This window comes from Pseudomonas sp. AA-38, from assembly GCF_029457475.1.
In the GTDB taxonomy this organism is placed as follows: Bacteria; Pseudomonadota; Gammaproteobacteria; order Pseudomonadales; family Pseudomonadaceae; genus Aquipseudomonas.
Genome location: NZ_CP120359.1, coordinates 1,678,589 through 1,693,576, shown reverse-complemented (window position 1 = coordinate 1,693,576; position 14,988 = coordinate 1,678,589). Strand labels below are relative to the sequence as shown.

Here is a 14,988-nt window from a genome sequence, read left to right as displayed (position 1 = left end):
ACAGCCAAGCCTGCGGCCAAGTTTTTACTTGTCGCTTGTGGCTTGCCGCTTAAAGCTGCCGCAACGCGGCCGCATGATGACGCAGGTGATCGTCGATGAAGCTGGCGATGAAGTAGTAGCTGTGGTCATAACCGGGCTGCATGCGCAGCGTCAGCGGGTGCCCGGCGGCCTTGGCCGCCGCCTGCAGCGCCTGGGGCTTGAGCTGGCCTTCGAGGAAGTCGTCGCGATCGCCCTGATCCACCAGGATCGGCAGCTTTTCGCTGGCCTCGGCGATCAACACGCTGGCATCCCACTCGCGCCAACGCGAACGCTCCTCGCCCAGGTACAGTGAGAAAGCCTTCTCGCCCCAGGGGCAGTTCATCGGATTGCTGATCGGCGAGAACGCCGACACCGACTGGTAGCGTCCGGGATTCTTCAGTGCACAGATCAGCGCGCCATGGCCACCCATGGAGTGACCGGCGATGCCCCGCTTGTCCGATACCGGGAAGTTGGCCTCGATCAAGGCCGGCAGTTCCTGCACCACGTAATCGTACATGCGGTAGTGACGGGCGAAGGGCTCCTGGGTAGCGTTGACATAGAAGCCAGCCCCCAGACCGAAGTCGTAGGCGCCATTGGCGTCGTCGGCCACACCCTCGCCACGCGGGCTGGTGTCCGGCGCGACGATGATCAGCCCCAGTTCGGCCGCCATGCGCTGGGCGCCGGCCTTCTGCATGAAGTTTTCGTCGGTGCAGGTCAGGCCGCTGAGCCAGTACAGCACCGGCAGCTTGCCGCCCTGCTCGGCCTGTGGTGGCAGGTAGACGGCGAAGACCATGTCGCAGTTGAGGCTGCTGGAACGATGACGGTAGCGCTTGTGCCAACCGCCGAAGCTCTTCTGACAGGAAATGTTTTCCAGAGTCATGTCCATACTCCGTAGGGTGCGCCATGCGCACCAGGGGTTAGCGGTGCGCGCAGCGCACCCTACCATCGAGCGGCCGCAGGGCCACTCGCCGCTTGCCGCTGGTTAGTAATGGATGACGGTACGGATGCTCTTGCCTTCGTGCATCAGGTCGAAGGCGGCGTTGATCTCGTCCAGCCCCATGGTGTGGGTGATGAAGGTGTCCAGCGGGATTTCGCCGCTCTGCGCCTTCGCCACGTAGCTCGGCAGTTCGCTACGGCCCTTGACGCCGCCGAAGGCGCTGCCGCGCCAGACGCGCCCGGTGACTAGCTGGAACGGACGGGTGCTGATCTCGGCACCGGCCGGCGCCACACCGATGATCACCGACTCGCCCCAGCCCTTGTGGCAGCACTCCAGCGCGGCGCGCATCAGTTGCACGTTGCCGATGCACTCGAAGCTGTAGTCGACGCCGCCGTCGGTCATCTCGACGATGACCTCCTGAATCGGCTTGTCGTGCTCCTTCGGGTTGACGAAGTCGGTCAGCCCCAGCTCGCGGGCAACCGCTTCCTTGGCCGGGTTGATGTCGATACCGATGATGCGCGAGGCCTTGGCCATCTTGGCGCCGATGATCGCTGCCAGGCCGATGCCACCCAGGCCGAAGATGGCCACGGTGGCGCCCTCTTCCACCTTGGCGGTGTTGAGCACCGCGCCGATGCCAGTGGTCACGCCGCAGCCCAGCAGGCAGACCTTCTCCAGCGGCGCCTCCTTGGGGATCACCGCCAGGGACACTTCCGGCAGCACGGTGTATTCGGAGAAGGTCGAGCAGCCCATGTAGTGGTAGATCGGCTCGCCGTTGTAGCTGAAGCGGGTGGTGCCGTCTGGCATCAGGCCCTTGCCCTGAGTGGCACGCACCGAGCTGCACAGGTTGGTCTTGCCCGACTTGCAAAACTTGCACACACCGCATTCGGCGGTATACAGCGGAATCACGTGGTCACCCACCTTCACCGAGGTGACGCCCTCGCCCACTGCTTCGACGATGCCGCCACCCTCGTGGCCGAGAATCGCCGGGAACACCCCTTCGGAATCGGCACCGGACAGGGTGTAGGCATCGGTATGGCACACGCCGGTGGCGACGATGCGTACCAGCACTTCACCGGCCTTGGGCGGCTCGACATCCACCTCGACGATCTTCAGTGGCTCGTTCGGGGCGAAGGCGACGGCAGCGCGGGATTTGATCATGACAGCTCTCCAGTGGAGTCGTGGACAATGGCAGGCAGTCTAGTTCAAGCTTCCTGAGAGACAATCGGCATCCCAGCAAAACATTATTGCCGTACAGGGATAATATTTCGCCTCGCCAGAGCCGAACGGGCATGCTTGATCAACCATTTCCGGACTGCGAGAAGGAAGCGCACATGAATCGCTGGGAAGGGCTCGACGAATTCGTCGCAGTGGCCGAATGCGGCCAATTCAGCGCGGCTGCCGAGCGTCTGGGGCTGTCCACCTCGCAGGTCAGCCGCCAGGTGGCACGCCTGGAGGAACGCCTGCAAAGCCGCCTGTTCTACCGCAGCACCCGGCGCGTGGCGCTGACCGAAGCGGGCCAGACCTTCCTGCAGCACTGCCAGCGCCTGCAGGATGCTCGGGAAGAAGCCCTGCGCGCCGTCAGCGACCTTGGCGCCGAACCCAAGGGGCTGCTGCGCATGACCTGCGCGGTGGCCTATGGCGAACGCTTCATCGTGCCCCTGGTCAACCAGTTCATGGCTCAGCACCCGCAACTGCGCCTGGAAATCGAGCTGAGCAACCGCCCACTCGACCTGCTGCACGAAGGCCTGGATCTCGCCATCCGCCTGGGGCGCCTGCAGGATTCGCGGCTGGTGGCCACGCGCCTGGCCCCTCGGGTCATGTACCTGTGCGCGGCACCGGACTACCTGCAGCGCTACGGCCGCCCCCATTCGCTTTCTGAACTGAGCCGGCATAATTGCCTGATCGGCAGCAGTGACCATTGGAACTTCGCCGAAGGCGGACGCGAAGCGCAGGTGCGGGTACAGGGTAACTGGCGCTGCAACAGCGGCGAAGCGGTGCTCGATGCCGCCCTGCGCGGCTTCGGCCTGTGCCAGCTACCGGACTACTATGTGCTCGAACACTTGCGCAGCGGTGCGCTGATCTCCCTGCTGGAACAACACAGACCACCCAACACCGCCGTCTGGGCAGTCTACCCGCAGCAGCGCCTGCTCTCACCCAAGGTGCGGCAACTGGTCGAGTACCTCAAGCAGGGTTTGGCGCAGCGCCCGGAATACAGCTAGCGCAGGCAACAGATTGTCACAGCGAAGCGGGAACAACTTCCGGCGTTTGCGGCCAGAATTAAGGTGATGCCCCAGCCCAGGCATCGCTCACCGCGAAACCGGAGGTAATGTATGCAAGTCATGGTCAACAGCGACAACCACATCCACGGCTCCGCCGCGCTGGCGGACAAGGTACGTGGCCGTGTACTGCTCAGGCTGCGACGCTTCGAGGATCACCTGACCCGAATCGAGCTGCATTTCAACGACGAGAACGGCCACAAGGGTGGCGGCCAGGATAAACGCTGCCAGGCCGAGGCCCGGCTCAAAGGCCGCGATCCGGTTTCGGTGAGCCACAACGGCGACAATCTGGAACAGGCGCTGGAAGGCGCCATGGAGAAACTGGGTACGGTGCTGGAGCGCAACATCAGCCGCCAGCGACACGCCTGACGATCACTCCAGGCTGCGCCCGGCCCAGGCCAGGTGCAGCCACTGCAGATCCTCCGGGCGGGTGATCTTGAGGTTATCCGCCCGGCCCTCCACCAGGCGCGGCGCCTGGCCGGCCCACTCCAGCGCCGAGGCTTCATCGGTGATGGGCACCCCCGCCGCCAGGGCGGCACTCAGGGCCTGACGCAAATTCCCCAGGCGAAACATCTGCGGCGTGTAGGCCTGCCAGATCACCGCACGATCCACCGTTTGCGCCACCCGCCCCTGGTCATCGGCGCGCTTGAGCGTATCGCGTGCCGGCACCGCCAGCAGGCCGCCGACCGCATCCGTGGCCAGCGTTTCCAACAACCGGTCGAGATCACTGCGTGCCAGGTTCGGCCGCGCGGCATCGTGCACCAGCACCCAGTCCTGGGCATCCGCGCCGCCCTGCTCGAGCGCCTGCAAACCAGCCAGAACCGAATCGGCACGCTCGCGTCCACCCGGCGCGCGGCGCACACGCGGGTCGCTGGCCACGGGCAGCGGCGGCCAGAAGGGATCGTCCAGGCTCAGGCAGACCACGGCGCCGAGCAAGCCCGGATGGTCGAGAAAACAATCGAGGGTATGTTCCAGAATGCTGCGTCCGGCCACCTGCAGGTACTGCTTGGGCCGGTCGGCGCCCATGCGCGCGCCCACTCCAGCGGCCGGGATGACCAGCCAGAACGGCACGCTCATTTGGTCAGCAGGTAGAGGGTTTCGCCCTCTTTGACCATACCCAGCTCCTGCCGCGCCCGCTCCTCGACGGTTTCCATACCGCGCTTGAGTTCCATCACCTCGGCCTCGAGGATACGGTTACGCTCCAGCAGGCGCTGGTTCTCGCCTTTCTGCTCGGCGATCTGCTGCTGCAGGCGACTGACATGCGCCAGGCTGCCCTCGCCCACCCACAGACGATACTGCAGGCCAGCCAGCAACAGGATGAGCACGATGAACAGCCAGTAGGGACTACGCATGGAGCGGCTCGCGGATTGAGTCATCGGCATGGTAGGGGCTGCGATCATGCTTGAAAAGGAGCCGGCTGATGGGTGACATGGGTTTTAAGGTTGTGCATCCGTGCAAGGGTTCCCGGAAATCGACGAAACGACCACGAAAAAGGGCGACTCGCGTCGCCCTTTTCTCGTCCGCTGTGCTTAGCCGCGGAACTCGGCGCGCCCCTTGTACGGAGCCTTCCCACCCAACTGCTCTTCGATGCGCAGTAGCTGGTTGTACTTGGATACGCGGTCGGAGCGGCACAGCGAACCGGTCTTGATCTGACCAGCGGCAGTACCTACGGCCAGGTCGGCGATGGTGCTGTCTTCGGTTTCGCCGCTGCGGTGCGAGATCACCGCAGTGAAGCCGGCGGCCTTGGCCATCTGGATGGCTTCCAGGGTTTCGGTCAGCGAGCCGATCTGGTTGAACTTGATCAGGATCGAGTTGCCGATCTTCTCGTCGATGCCGCGCTTGAGGATCTTGGTGTTGGTGACGAACAGGTCGTCGCCGACCAGTTGCACCTTGGCGCCGATCTTGTCGGTCAGCACCTTCCAGCCGGCCCAGTCGGATTCGTCCATGCCGTCTTCGATGGAGATGATCGGGTAGCGCTGGGTCAGCCCGGCCAGGTAATCGGCGAAACCGGCGGCGTCGAATACCTTGCCCTCGCCTTCCAGGTCGTACTTGCCGTCCTTGAAGAATTCGCTGGAGGCGCAGTCCAGAGCCAGGGTCACGTCATCACCCAGCTTGTAGCCAGCGTTGGCCACAGCCTCGGCGATGGCGGCCAGGGCGTCTTCGTTGGAGGCCAGGTTCGGCGCGAAGCCGCCTTCGTCACCCACGGCAGTGTTCAGGCCACGGGCCTTCAGTACGGCCTTGAGGTGATGGAAGATCTCGGCGCCCATGCGCAGGGCGTCGGCGAAATTCTTGGCGCCGACCGGCTGCACCATGAATTCCTGGATGTCGACGTTATTGTCGGCGTGCTCGCCGCCGTTGATGATGTTCATCATCGGCACCGGCATGGAGTAGACGCCCGGGGTGCCATTGAGGTCGGCGATATGCGCGTACAGCGGCACGCCCTTGGCCTGGGCAGCGGCCTTGGCGGCCGCCAGGGACACGGCGAGGATGGCGTTGGCGCCCAGCTTGGCCTTGTTCTCGGTACCGTCGAGCTCGATCATCGCGTGATCCAGCGCTTTCTGATCGGCAGCGTCCTTGCCCAGCAGCAGGTCGCGGATCGGGCCATTGATGTTGGCCACGGCTTTCAGCACGCCCTTGCCCAGGTAACGGCTCTTGTCGCCATCACGCAGCTCCAGCGCTTCACGGGAGCCAGTGGAGGCACCGGACGGCGCGCAGGCGCTACCGATGATGCCGCCTTCGAGGATCACGTCGGCTTCCACGGTGGGATTGCCACGGGAGTCGAGAACTTCACGACCCTTGATGTCGACGATCTTTGCCATGCTTATTAACACTCCGAAGGTTGACGATGAGGCAGCAGCCAGCGGCTGCGCGAAGCCGCTGGCTGCCCAGACGGGCGGGCAAACGGCACTGACTCAGAGGCCAGGGGTATCTTGCTGGGGCGGCACTTTACCGGATTGCGCAGGATTCAGGCAGTCTCGATCGGCGCAAAGCTCTTCACCAGGTCATCCAGTTGCTTGAGCTGGGTGAGGAAAGGCTCCAGTTTGTTCAGGCGCAGGGCACAGGGGCCATCGCACTTGGCGTTTTCCGGATCCGGGTGGGCCTCGAGGAACAGGCCGGCCAGCCCCTGGCTCATGCCCGCCTTGGCCAGGTCGGTAACCTGAGCGCGGCGGCCGCCAGCGGAATCGGCGCGACCACCCGGCATCTGCAGGGCATGGGTCACGTCGAAGAACACCGGGTACTCGAACTGCTTCATGATGCCGAAGCCGAGCATGTCCACCACCAGGTTGTTGTAACCGAAGGAGGAGCCGCGCTCGCAGAGAATAAGCTGATCATTACCGGCTTCCTCGCACTTGCGCAGGATGTGCTTCATCTCCTGCGGGGCGAGGAACTGAGCCTTCTTGATATTGATCACCGCGCCGGTCCTGGCCATGGCCACCACCAGGTCGGTCTGCCGCGAGAGGAAGGCCGGCAACTGAATGATGTCGCACACCTCGGCCACCGGGGCGGCCTGATGCGGCTCGTGCACGTCGGTGATCACCGGCACGCCGAAGGTCTTCTTCACTTCCTCGAAGATCTTCATGCCCTCTTCCAGGCCCGGGCCACGGAAGGAGGTGACGGAGGAGCGGTTGGCCTTGTCGAAGCTGGCCTTGAACACGTAGGGGATGCCGAGCTTTTCGGTCACCCGCACGTACTCCTCGCAGGCCTGCATGGCCAGGTCGCGCGACTCGAGCACGTTGATGCCGCCGAACAGCACGAAGGGCTTGTCGTTGGCGATCTCGATATTGCCGACCTTGATGATTTTCTGCGCCATGTCTCAGACCTTCTTCGCTTTCTTGGCCAGCGCAGCGTTGACGAAACCGCTGAACAGGGGATGGCCATCACGCGGCGTGGAAGTGAACTCGGGATGGAACTGGCAGGCGACGAACCAGGGATGATCCGGGGCCTCGACCACTTCGACCAGCGCACCGTCGCCGGAACGACCGGTGACCTTGAGGCCCGCTTCGGTCAGTTTGGGCAGCAGGTTGTTGTTCACTTCGTAGCGGTGACGATGGCGCTCGACGATCACGTCCTTGCCATAGCAAGCGTGTACCAGGGAGCCGGCCTGCAGTTGGCAGTCCTGCGCGCCGAGGCGCATGGTGCCGCCCAGGTCGGAGCTTTCGCTGCGCTGCTCGACGCTGCCTGCCGCGTCCTGCCACTCGGTGATCAGACCGACCACCGGGTGCTGGCTGGCCATGTCGAACTCGGTGGAGTTGGCATCGCTCCAGCCCACCACGTTACGTGCGTATTCGATGACCGCCACCTGCATGCCGAGGCAGATGCCCAGGTAAGGGATCTTGTTCTCGCGGGCGTATTGCACGGTCTTGATCTTGCCTTCCACGCCGCGCAGACCGAAGCCGCCCGGCACCAGGATGGCATCGACGCCTTCGAGCAGCGCGGTGCCCTGATTCTCGATGTCTTCGGAGTCGATGTAACGCAGATTGACCTTGGTGCGGTTCTGGATGCCGGCATGGCTCATGGCTTCGATCAGCGACTTGTACGCGTCGAGCAGTTCCATGTACTTGCCGACCATGGCGATGGTGACTTCTTTTTCCGGGTTGAGCTTGGCATCAACCACGCGATCCCACTCGGACAGGTCGGCACCACCGCACTCCAGGCCGAAGCGCTCGACGACGAAGTCATCCAGGCCCTGGGCATGCAGCACGCCGGGGATCTTGTAGATGGTGTCGACGTCTTCCAGGCTGATCACCGCACGCTCTTCGACATTGGTGAACAGGGCGATCTTGCGCCGTGAGGAGACGTCGATCGGATGGTCGGAGCGGCACACCAGCACGTCCGGCTGCAGGCCGATGGAGCGCAGTTCCTTGACCGAATGCTGGGTCGGCTTGGTCTTGGTCTCGCCAGCGGTGGCGATGTACGGCACCAGGGTCAGGTGCATCAGCATGGCGCGCTTGGCGCCCACTTCCACGCGCAATTGGCGAATGGCTTCGAGGAACGGCTGCGACTCGATGTCACCGACGGTGCCGCCGATTTCCACCAGGGCCACGTCGGCATCGCCGGCGCCCTTGATGATGCGCCGCTTGATCTCGTCGGTGATGTGCGGGATGACCTGGATGGTCGCGCCCAGGTAATCACCACGGCGTTCCTTGCGCAGCACGTCTTCGTAAACGCGGCCGGTGGTGAAGTTGTTGCTCTTGGTCATCGTGGTGCGGATGAACCGCTCGTAGTGACCCAGGTCGAGGTCGGTCTCGGCGCCGTCGTGGGTGACGAACACCTCACCGTGCTGGAACGGGCTCATGGTGCCCGGATCGACGTTGATGTAAGGGTCCAGCTTGAGCATGGTGACCTTCAGGCCCCGCGCCTCCAGGATGGCCGCCAGTGAAGCCGAGGCGATGCCTTTCCCCAATGAAGAAACAACACCACCCGTGACGAAGATGTAGCGCGTCATGAAAAACCCTAGAAGTCTGCGTTTAAGCGGCCTGTGCCGCCGGGGAAAGCAAAGAAGGAGCGCCACCGTTCAGACAATGGCTAACTCACCGACTCCCCAAGGGGGCCGGCAAAGCTGTAATAAGACGGGAGCGTAGTCTACCGGAAAGGGGATGCCAGCTCAAACCTCGATCATCGCCGTTTCGCCCTCGCCAGGCTGGCCCGGTGCCAGCCACTGCATGCGCGGGGTGCCCGGCAGTTCGAGATTGGCCACGGCCAGCAACAGATCCCCTGCGTACAACAATGGCAGGCGTCCACGCACGAAGCTGGGCACGCCCTGCTCGTTGAGCAGGCGCTTGAGATCACGCCGCCCACGCCCCTCTATATGCAGCCGTTCACCGCCCTGGCGATAGCGCACGCGCAGGTCGTCATGCGCCGGAACGCCTCGCAGGCGCAGCAGGCCATTAGCGGGCAAGGGCATCTCCTGCGCCCCGGCGGGCCAGGGCATATCGAGCACTGGCGGGGTCTGCAACCAGGCGCCGGCCAGCCACCAGATGCGTCCCTCGCTGCGTTGTAACTCACCATCGGTCAGACGCCAGATCGGCGTGGCATCGACGCCGGCATCGCGCAGATCACGCCAGCCCGCCCAGTGCTCGCTGTCCGGCAGGCGCGTCAACGGTGCCAGCCAGTGGCGCAGCAGATTGCGCTGACGCGCCTCACTCAGCGCCGCAATAGGTGCCAGGGGCAAGGACGGCACGGGCAGCCAAGCAATGCCAGGCGCTTGCCGCACGGCAGCCAGATCCTCCTCGGCCAGCTCATCGAGCAGCATCTGCGCCTCGCCCAGGTGCGCCGCCGTACGCGCCAGGGCAGCGCTCGTCTGCGGCCAACGCTCGGCCAGGCGCGGCAGGATCTGCCGGCGCAGGAAGTTGCGGCTGAACAGCTCGCTGCGGTTACTCGGGTCTTCCACCCAGCTCAGGCCATGGGCAGCAGCATATTCCTCCAGTTCGCCGCGCGGGCAATCGAGCAGCGGCCGCAACAGGCTGCCAGCCCCCAGCGGACGCTGCCGGGGCATGGCCGCCAGGCCACGCACGCCAGCGCCACGCAGCAGGCGCAGGAGCAGGGTTTCGGCCTGGTCGTCACGGTGCTGGCCGGTCAGCAGCAGTGCGCCCGGCTCCAGGCATTGCGCAAAGGCGGCATAACGCGCCTGGCGCGCAGCCTGCTCCAGGCTGGCACCCGCCTCGACCCGTACCCGCAGCACTTCCAGCTCGATGCCCAGGCGCTGACAGACTTCGGCACAGTGCGCAGGCCAGGCCTGCGCCGCCGGTTGCAGACCATGGTCGACATGCAGGGCGCGCAGCGGCGGCAACGTCTCGTGCCGCGCCCAGTCGGCGAGCAGATGCAGCAGCACGCTGGAGTCCAGGCCACCGGAGAAGGCTATGTACCAGGCAGGCGCCGTGCGCCAGGGCTGCAAGGCTTGGCGCAAGCGAAGATCGAGAGCAGTCATCGTTCAAGCTTAAACAACAACGGGCCCGAAGGCCCGTGGTGATGCACGATGAAATTAAGTAGGGTGCGCCATGCGCACCGAAATACCGGTGCTACGGTCATTGGTGCGCACAGCCTGGGCGGCCCCGCGACACCCTACAAAAGCCATCTGTGCCGGACATTAGCCCGAAGACTCGTCTGATACGCAGAGAAAGAACTCAGGCGATGCCGTAGCTCATCAGGCGCTCGTAACGGCGCTCGAGCAACGCTGCGGTATCGTGCTTCTGCAGGCTGGCCAGTTGCTTGGTCAGCTCCTGACGGATCGACTCGGAGGCAGCGGCCGGATCACGGTGCGCGCCGCCCAGCGGCTCGGCGATGACCTGATCGACGATACCCAGATTCTTCAGGCGCTCCGCGGTGATGCCCATGGCCTCGGCGGCATCCGGCGCTTTCTCGGCAGTACGCCAGAGAATCGAGGCACAACCTTCCGGCGAGATCACCGAGTAGGTGGAGTACTGCAGCATGTTCAGTTGGTCGCAGACACCGATGGCCAGCGCACCGCCGGAACCACCCTCACCGATCACGGTGGCGATGATCGGCGTCTTCAGCCGCGCCATCACCCGTAGGTTCCAGGCGATGGCCTCGCTCTGGCCGCGTTCCTCGGCATCGATGCCCGGGTAGGCACCGGGGGTGTCGATGAAGGTAAGAATCGGCATCTTGAAGCGTTCAGCCATTTCCATCAGACGGCAGGCCTTGCGGTAGCCCTCGGGGCGCGGCATGCCGAAGTTGCGGCGTACCTTCTCGCGCACTTCACGGCCCTTCTGGTGGCCGATGACCATGACCGGCTGCTCGCCGAGACGCGCCACACCACCCACGATTGCAGCGTCGTCGGAGAAGTGACGGTCGCCATGCAGCTCATCGAACTCGGTGAAGATGTGCTGGATGTAGTCCAGGGTGTAGGGGCGGCGTGGGTGACGCGCGAGCTGGGCGATCTGCCAGCTGGTCAGGTTGCCGAAAATGCTTTCGGTCAGCGCACTGCTCTTGTCCTGCAGGCGGGCAATCTCGTCGCTGATGTTCAGCGAGTTGTCGTTACCAACCAGGCGTAGCTCTTCGATCTTGGCTTGCAGGTCGGCGATCGGCTGTTCGAAATCGAGGAAATTCGGGTTCATAGTCATCCGTCTTGCGTCGACGGCCAAGCGGCCGGGGAGCTGTATCCATTAGGCGCCCTACCATACGGGATGGGGCGCAGCGGGTCGACACCACAGGTGCCTTTGCTGGCGCGCAGGGGCGTTGCCCCCTCGCGCATCAGCGGTAGTGCAAAAAGACGTTGTCGCGCCCGAACTGGTCACGTAATGCCTGAATCAAAGTGTCGGCCGGGTCGATTCGCCAGGCGTCACCGAATTGAAGCAAGGCCCGTGCCTCTTCGCCACTGTAGTCCAGGGTCACCGGGCAGGCGCCCTTGTGCTTGCTGCACAATTCGGCCAGCCAGCGCAGGCGATCACCCTTGAGCGCTTCGCTGGCGACCTTCACGCGCAGGCTGTCGGCCAGGCCGGTACGCGCCTCTTCCAGGCTCATCACGCGCTTGGCACGCAGACGCAAACCGCCGGAGAAGTCGTCGTTGCTGACTTCACCCTCGACCACCACCAGCGCATCGTTCTGCAGCAGCGCCTGGTTGCTGGCGAAGGCGTCGGCGAACAACGAAGCCTCGATCCTCCCTGATCTGTCATCCAGGGTGATAAAGCCCATCTTGTCGCCCTTCTTGTTCTTCATCACCCGCAGGTTGACGATCATCCCGGCGATGGTCTGGGTATCGCGCGCCGGCTTGAGCTCGACGATGCGCTGGCGGGCGAAACGGCGAATCTCGCCTTCGTACTCGTCGATGGGGTGGCCGGACAGGTAGATGCCCAGGGTGTCCTTCTCGCCCTTCAGGCGCTCCTTGATCGGCAGCTCGCGCGCCTTGCGATGGTTGGCGTAGACATCCGCCTCGGGCTCGGCGAACAGGCCACCGAACAGATCCATGTGGCCGCTCTCGGCGCTGCGCGCGGTCTGCTCGGCGGACTGCACGGCCTCTTCCATGGACGCCAGCAGCACAGCGCGGTTCTTGTCCACGCTGGCCTGGTAGGCCTTGAGCTCGTCCTGGTAGTAGGGGCCAAGGCGATCCAGCGCACCGCTGCGGATCAGCGCTTCGAGGGTGCGCTTGTTGATGCGCTTGAGGTCGACGCGGTTGCAGAAGTCGAACAGGTCCTTGAACGGCCCGCCTTCGGCGCGGCATTCGACGATGGCCTCCACCGGGCCCTCACCCACGCCCTTGACCGCGCCGAGGCCGTAGACGATACGACCGTCGTCGTTGACGGTGAACTTGAACTCGGAGACGTTCACATCCGGCGGATCGATGCGCAACTTCATGTTGCGGCACTCTTCGACCAGAATCACCACCTTGTCGGTGTTGTGCATATCCGCCGAGAGTACCGCGGCCATGAACGGCGCCGGGTAATGCGCCTTGAGCCAGGCGGTCTGGTAGGACACCAGGCCGTAGGCAGCGGAGTGCGACTTGTTGAAGCCGTAGCCGGCGAACTTTTCCACCAGGTCGAAGATGTTGCCCGCCAGGTCGGCATCGATGCCGTTGTTGGCGCAACCTTCGATGAAGCCGCCGCGCTGCTTGGCCATTTCCTCGGGCTTCTTCTTGCCCATGGCGCGGCGCAGCATGTCCGCCTGGCCCAGGGTGTAGCCGCCCATCACCTGGGCAATCTGCATCACCTGTTCCTGGTAGAGGATGATGCCGTAGGTAGGCTTGAGCACGGGCTCCAAGCCGGCGTACTGGTAATCCGGGTGCGGGTAGGACAGCTCAGCGCGGCCGTGCTTGCGGTTGATGAAGTCGTCCACCATGCCGGACTGCAGCGGCCCAGGGCGGAACAACGCCACCAGTGCGATCATGTCTTCCAGGCAGTCGGGCTTGAGCTTCTTGATCAGTTCCTTCATGCCGCGCGATTCGAGCTGGAAGACCGCGGTGGTCTCCGCCTTCTGCAGCATGTCGTAGGTCTTCTTGTCATCCAGCGGGATGAAGTCGATGTTGACCAGTTCCTCGTCCGCGGCGCCATCGCGCTTCTGGATGCGATGAATGGTTTCCATCGCCCACTTGATGATGGTCAGGGTGCGTAGGCCGAGGAAGTCGAACTTGACCAAGCCGGCCTGCTCGACGTCGTCCTTGTCGAACTGGGTCACCAGGCCGCCGCCCTCCTCGTCACAGGCAATGGGCGAGAAGTCGGTGAGTTTGGTCGGCGCGATCACCACGCCCCCGGCGTGCTTGCCGGTACCGCGCACCACGCCTTCGAGCTTGAGCGACATGTCCCAGATTTCCTGGGCCTCCTCGTCGTTCTTGAGGAACTCGCGCAGCGGCTCCTCCATCTCGTAGGCCTTCTCCAGGGTCATGCCCACCTCGAAGGGGATCATCTTCGACAGTCGATCGGCCAGGCCGTAGGACTTGCCCTGGGCCCGCGCCACGTCGCGAACCACCGCCTTGGCCGCCATGGAGCCGAAGGTGATGATCTGGCTTACCGCGTTACGCCCGTATTTCTCGGCCACGTAGTCGATCACCCGGTCGCGACCGTCCATGCAGAAGTCGACGTCGAAGTCGGGCATGGAAATCCGCTCGGGGTTGAGAAAGCGCTCGAACAGCAGGTCATAGGCCAAGGGATCCAAGTCGGTGATCTTCAGCACGTAGGCCACCAGCGAGCCGGCACCCGAACCACGGCCCGGGCCGACCGGCACGCCGTTGTTCTTGGCCCATTGGATGAAGTCCATCACGATCAGGAAGTAACCGGGGAAACCCATCTGGATGATGATGTCCAGCTCGAAGTTGAGGCGGTCGATATAGACCTGCTTCTTCGCCTCGTAGTCCGGCGTGTCCTTGGGCAGCAGCACTTCCAGACGCTCTTCCAGCCCCTCGAAGGAGGCATGCCGCAGGTAGTCGTCGATCCCCATGCCGTTGGGTGTGGGGAAGTCCGGCAGGAAATACTTGCCGAGCTGCACCTCGATATTGCAGCGTTTGGCGATCTCGACGGTGTTTTCCAGCGCCTCGGGCAGGTCGGCGAACAGCTCCCACATTTCCGCCGGAGTCTTGAGGTACTGCTGGTCGGAGTAATGCCGTGGCCGACGTGGGTCGTCCAGAGTACGACCCTCGCCGATGCACACGCGGGTTTCGTGGGCCTCGAAGTCGTCCTGCTTGATGAAGCGCACGTCGTTGGTCGCCACCAGCGGCGCCTCGAGGCGATCGGCCAGGGCCACGGCGGCGTGCAGGTATTCCTCGTCGCCCACACGACTGGTGCGCTGCACCTCCAGGTAGAAGCGCTCCGGGAACACCGCCATCCATTCGCGCAGGCGCGTTTCGGCCAGCGCCTGGTCACCGGCCAGCAGCGCCTGGCCCACTTCGCCTTCGCGGGCGCCGGACAGCGCGATCAAGCCTTCGGCCGCATCCTTGACCCAGTCGCGCTGGATGATCACCAGATCGTTGCTCTGCCCTTCGGCCCAGCCACGGGAGATCAGCTCGGTGAGGTTGCGATAGCCCTTGGCATTCATCGCCAGCAGGGTCATGCGCGTCAGCGGGCCATCTTCCTCGGCGCTGGCCAGCCAGATATCGGCACCGCAGATCGGCTTGACCCCAGCGCCCATGGCGGTCTTGTAGAACTTCACCAACGAGCACATGTTGCTCATGTCGGTGACCGCCACTGCCGGCATACCGGCCCCGGCCACGGCCTTGATCAGCGGCTTGACCCGCACCAGGCCATCGACCAGGGAGTATTCGGTGTGCAGACGCAGGTGGACGAACGCTTGGGTCATGAGGCGGCCTTGCAG

Annotated in this window: 12 protein-coding genes; 2 read left to right on the top strand and 10 right to left on the bottom strand. The window is 64.1% G+C overall.

What is annotated here, in order from left to right:
- Window positions 1–49: 49 nt before the first annotated feature.
- Complete coding sequence (gene fghA / locus PVE35_RS07790; RefSeq protein WP_268182495.1) at window positions 50–904, bottom strand: S-formylglutathione hydrolase; 855 nt, start codon at window positions 902–904, stop codon at window positions 50–52.
- A 96-nt stretch (window positions 905–1,000) separates the two neighbouring features.
- Entirely contained in the window at window positions 1,001–2,113 is a 1,113-nt protein-coding gene (locus tag PVE35_RS07785) for an S-(hydroxymethyl)glutathione dehydrogenase/class III alcohol dehydrogenase (protein WP_277374285.1), read from the bottom strand.
- 173 nt (window positions 2,114–2,286) lie between these two features.
- Here PVE35_RS07785 and PVE35_RS07780 point away from each other — a divergent pair, with 173 nt between their 5' ends.
- Both PVE35_RS07780 and PVE35_RS07775 read left to right on the top strand, forming a co-directional pair.
- On the top strand, window positions 2,287–3,174 hold the full coding sequence (locus tag PVE35_RS07780; RefSeq protein ID WP_277374284.1) for a LysR substrate-binding domain-containing protein: 888 nt from the start codon (window positions 2,287–2,289) through the stop codon (window positions 3,172–3,174).
- 111 nt (window positions 3,175–3,285) lie between these two features.
- The gene (locus tag PVE35_RS07775; RefSeq protein ID WP_268182492.1) at window positions 3,286–3,600 is read left to right on the top strand and encodes an HPF/RaiA family ribosome-associated protein; all 315 of its coding nucleotides are present in this window, start codon (window positions 3,286–3,288) and stop codon (window positions 3,598–3,600) included.
- A gap of 3 nt (window positions 3,601–3,603) precedes the next feature.
- Here PVE35_RS07775 and ispD read toward each other — a convergent pair whose 3' ends face one another.
- The 8 genes from ispD to dnaE all read right to left on the bottom strand — a co-directional run bounded on the left by ispD (window position 3,604) and on the right by dnaE (window position 14,973).
- Window positions 3,604–4,308: a 2-C-methyl-D-erythritol 4-phosphate cytidylyltransferase gene (gene ispD / locus PVE35_RS07770; RefSeq protein WP_268182491.1), complete on the bottom strand. Its 705-nt coding sequence runs from the start codon at window positions 4,306–4,308 to the stop codon at window positions 3,604–3,606.
- Window positions 4,305–4,583 carry a cell division protein FtsB gene (ftsB, locus tag PVE35_RS07765; protein WP_268182490.1) on the bottom strand — a complete coding sequence of 93 codons (279 nt, stop codon included), beginning with the start codon at window positions 4,581–4,583 and terminating at the stop codon, window positions 4,305–4,307. The genes ispD and ftsB overlap by 4 nt, the downstream gene beginning before the upstream one ends.
- Window positions 4,584–4,760: 177 nt before the next feature.
- A complete protein-coding gene (gene eno / locus PVE35_RS07760) occupies window positions 4,761–6,050 on the bottom strand; it encodes a phosphopyruvate hydratase (protein ID WP_277374283.1) in 1,290 nt (429 codons plus the stop codon).
- 146 nt (window positions 6,051–6,196) lie between these two features.
- The gene (gene kdsA, locus PVE35_RS07755) at window positions 6,197–7,042 is read right to left on the bottom strand and encodes a 3-deoxy-8-phosphooctulonate synthase (protein WP_268182487.1); all 846 of its coding nucleotides are present in this window, start codon (window positions 7,040–7,042) and stop codon (window positions 6,197–6,199) included.
- A gap of 3 nt (window positions 7,043–7,045) precedes the next feature.
- Window positions 7,046–8,677 (bottom strand): CTP synthase, encoded by a 1,632-nt coding sequence (locus PVE35_RS07750; RefSeq protein WP_268182486.1) that lies wholly within the window; start codon window positions 8,675–8,677, stop codon window positions 7,046–7,048.
- Between the two features lie 159 nt (window positions 8,678–8,836).
- Window positions 8,837–10,159 (bottom strand): tRNA lysidine(34) synthetase TilS, encoded by a 1,323-nt coding sequence (gene tilS, locus PVE35_RS07745; protein ID WP_277374282.1) that lies wholly within the window; start codon window positions 10,157–10,159, stop codon window positions 8,837–8,839.
- A gap of 196 nt (window positions 10,160–10,355) precedes the next feature.
- Window positions 10,356–11,306, bottom strand: coding sequence for an acetyl-CoA carboxylase carboxyltransferase subunit alpha (locus PVE35_RS07740; RefSeq protein WP_268182482.1), 951 nt, complete (start codon window positions 11,304–11,306; stop codon window positions 10,356–10,358).
- Window positions 11,307–11,442: 136 nt separating this feature from the next.
- Window positions 11,443–14,973, bottom strand: a complete 3,531-nt coding sequence (gene dnaE, locus PVE35_RS07735; RefSeq protein WP_268182480.1) for a DNA polymerase III subunit alpha — start codon at window positions 14,971–14,973, stop codon at window positions 11,443–11,445.
- Window positions 14,974–14,988: the final 15 nt, after the last annotated feature.

Coding starts and splice junctions, on each gene's coding strand:
- ftsB (WP_268182490.1), bottom strand. CDS start 4,583: ATGCGTAGTCCCTACTGGCTGTTCATCGTGCTCATCCTGTTGCTGGCT.
- eno (WP_277374283.1), bottom strand. CDS start 6,050: ATGGCAAAGATCGTCGACATCAAGGGTCGTGAAGTTCTCGACTCCCGT.
- PVE35_RS07780 (WP_277374284.1), top strand. CDS start 2,287: ATGAATCGCTGGGAAGGGCTCGACGAATTCGTCGCAGTGGCCGAATGC.
- PVE35_RS07775 (WP_268182492.1), top strand. CDS start 3,286: ATGCAAGTCATGGTCAACAGCGACAACCACATCCACGGCTCCGCCGCG.
- tilS (WP_277374282.1), bottom strand. CDS start 10,159: ATGACTGCTCTCGATCTTCGCTTGCGCCAAGCCTTGCAGCCCTGGCGC.
- kdsA (WP_268182487.1), bottom strand. CDS start 7,042: ATGGCGCAGAAAATCATCAAGGTCGGCAATATCGAGATCGCCAACGAC.
- PVE35_RS07750 (WP_268182486.1), bottom strand. CDS start 8,677: ATGACGCGCTACATCTTCGTCACGGGTGGTGTTGTTTCTTCATTGGGG.
- ispD (WP_268182491.1), bottom strand. CDS start 4,308: ATGAGCGTGCCGTTCTGGCTGGTCATCCCGGCCGCTGGAGTGGGCGCG.
- PVE35_RS07785 (WP_277374285.1), bottom strand. CDS start 2,113: ATGATCAAATCCCGCGCTGCCGTCGCCTTCGCCCCGAACGAGCCACTG.
- dnaE (WP_268182480.1), bottom strand. CDS start 14,973: ATGACCCAAGCGTTCGTCCACCTGCGTCTGCACACCGAATACTCCCTG.
- fghA (WP_268182495.1), bottom strand. CDS start 904: ATGGACATGACTCTGGAAAACATTTCCTGTCAGAAGAGCTTCGGCGGT.
- PVE35_RS07740 (WP_268182482.1), bottom strand. CDS start 11,306: ATGAACCCGAATTTCCTCGATTTCGAACAGCCGATCGCCGACCTGCAA.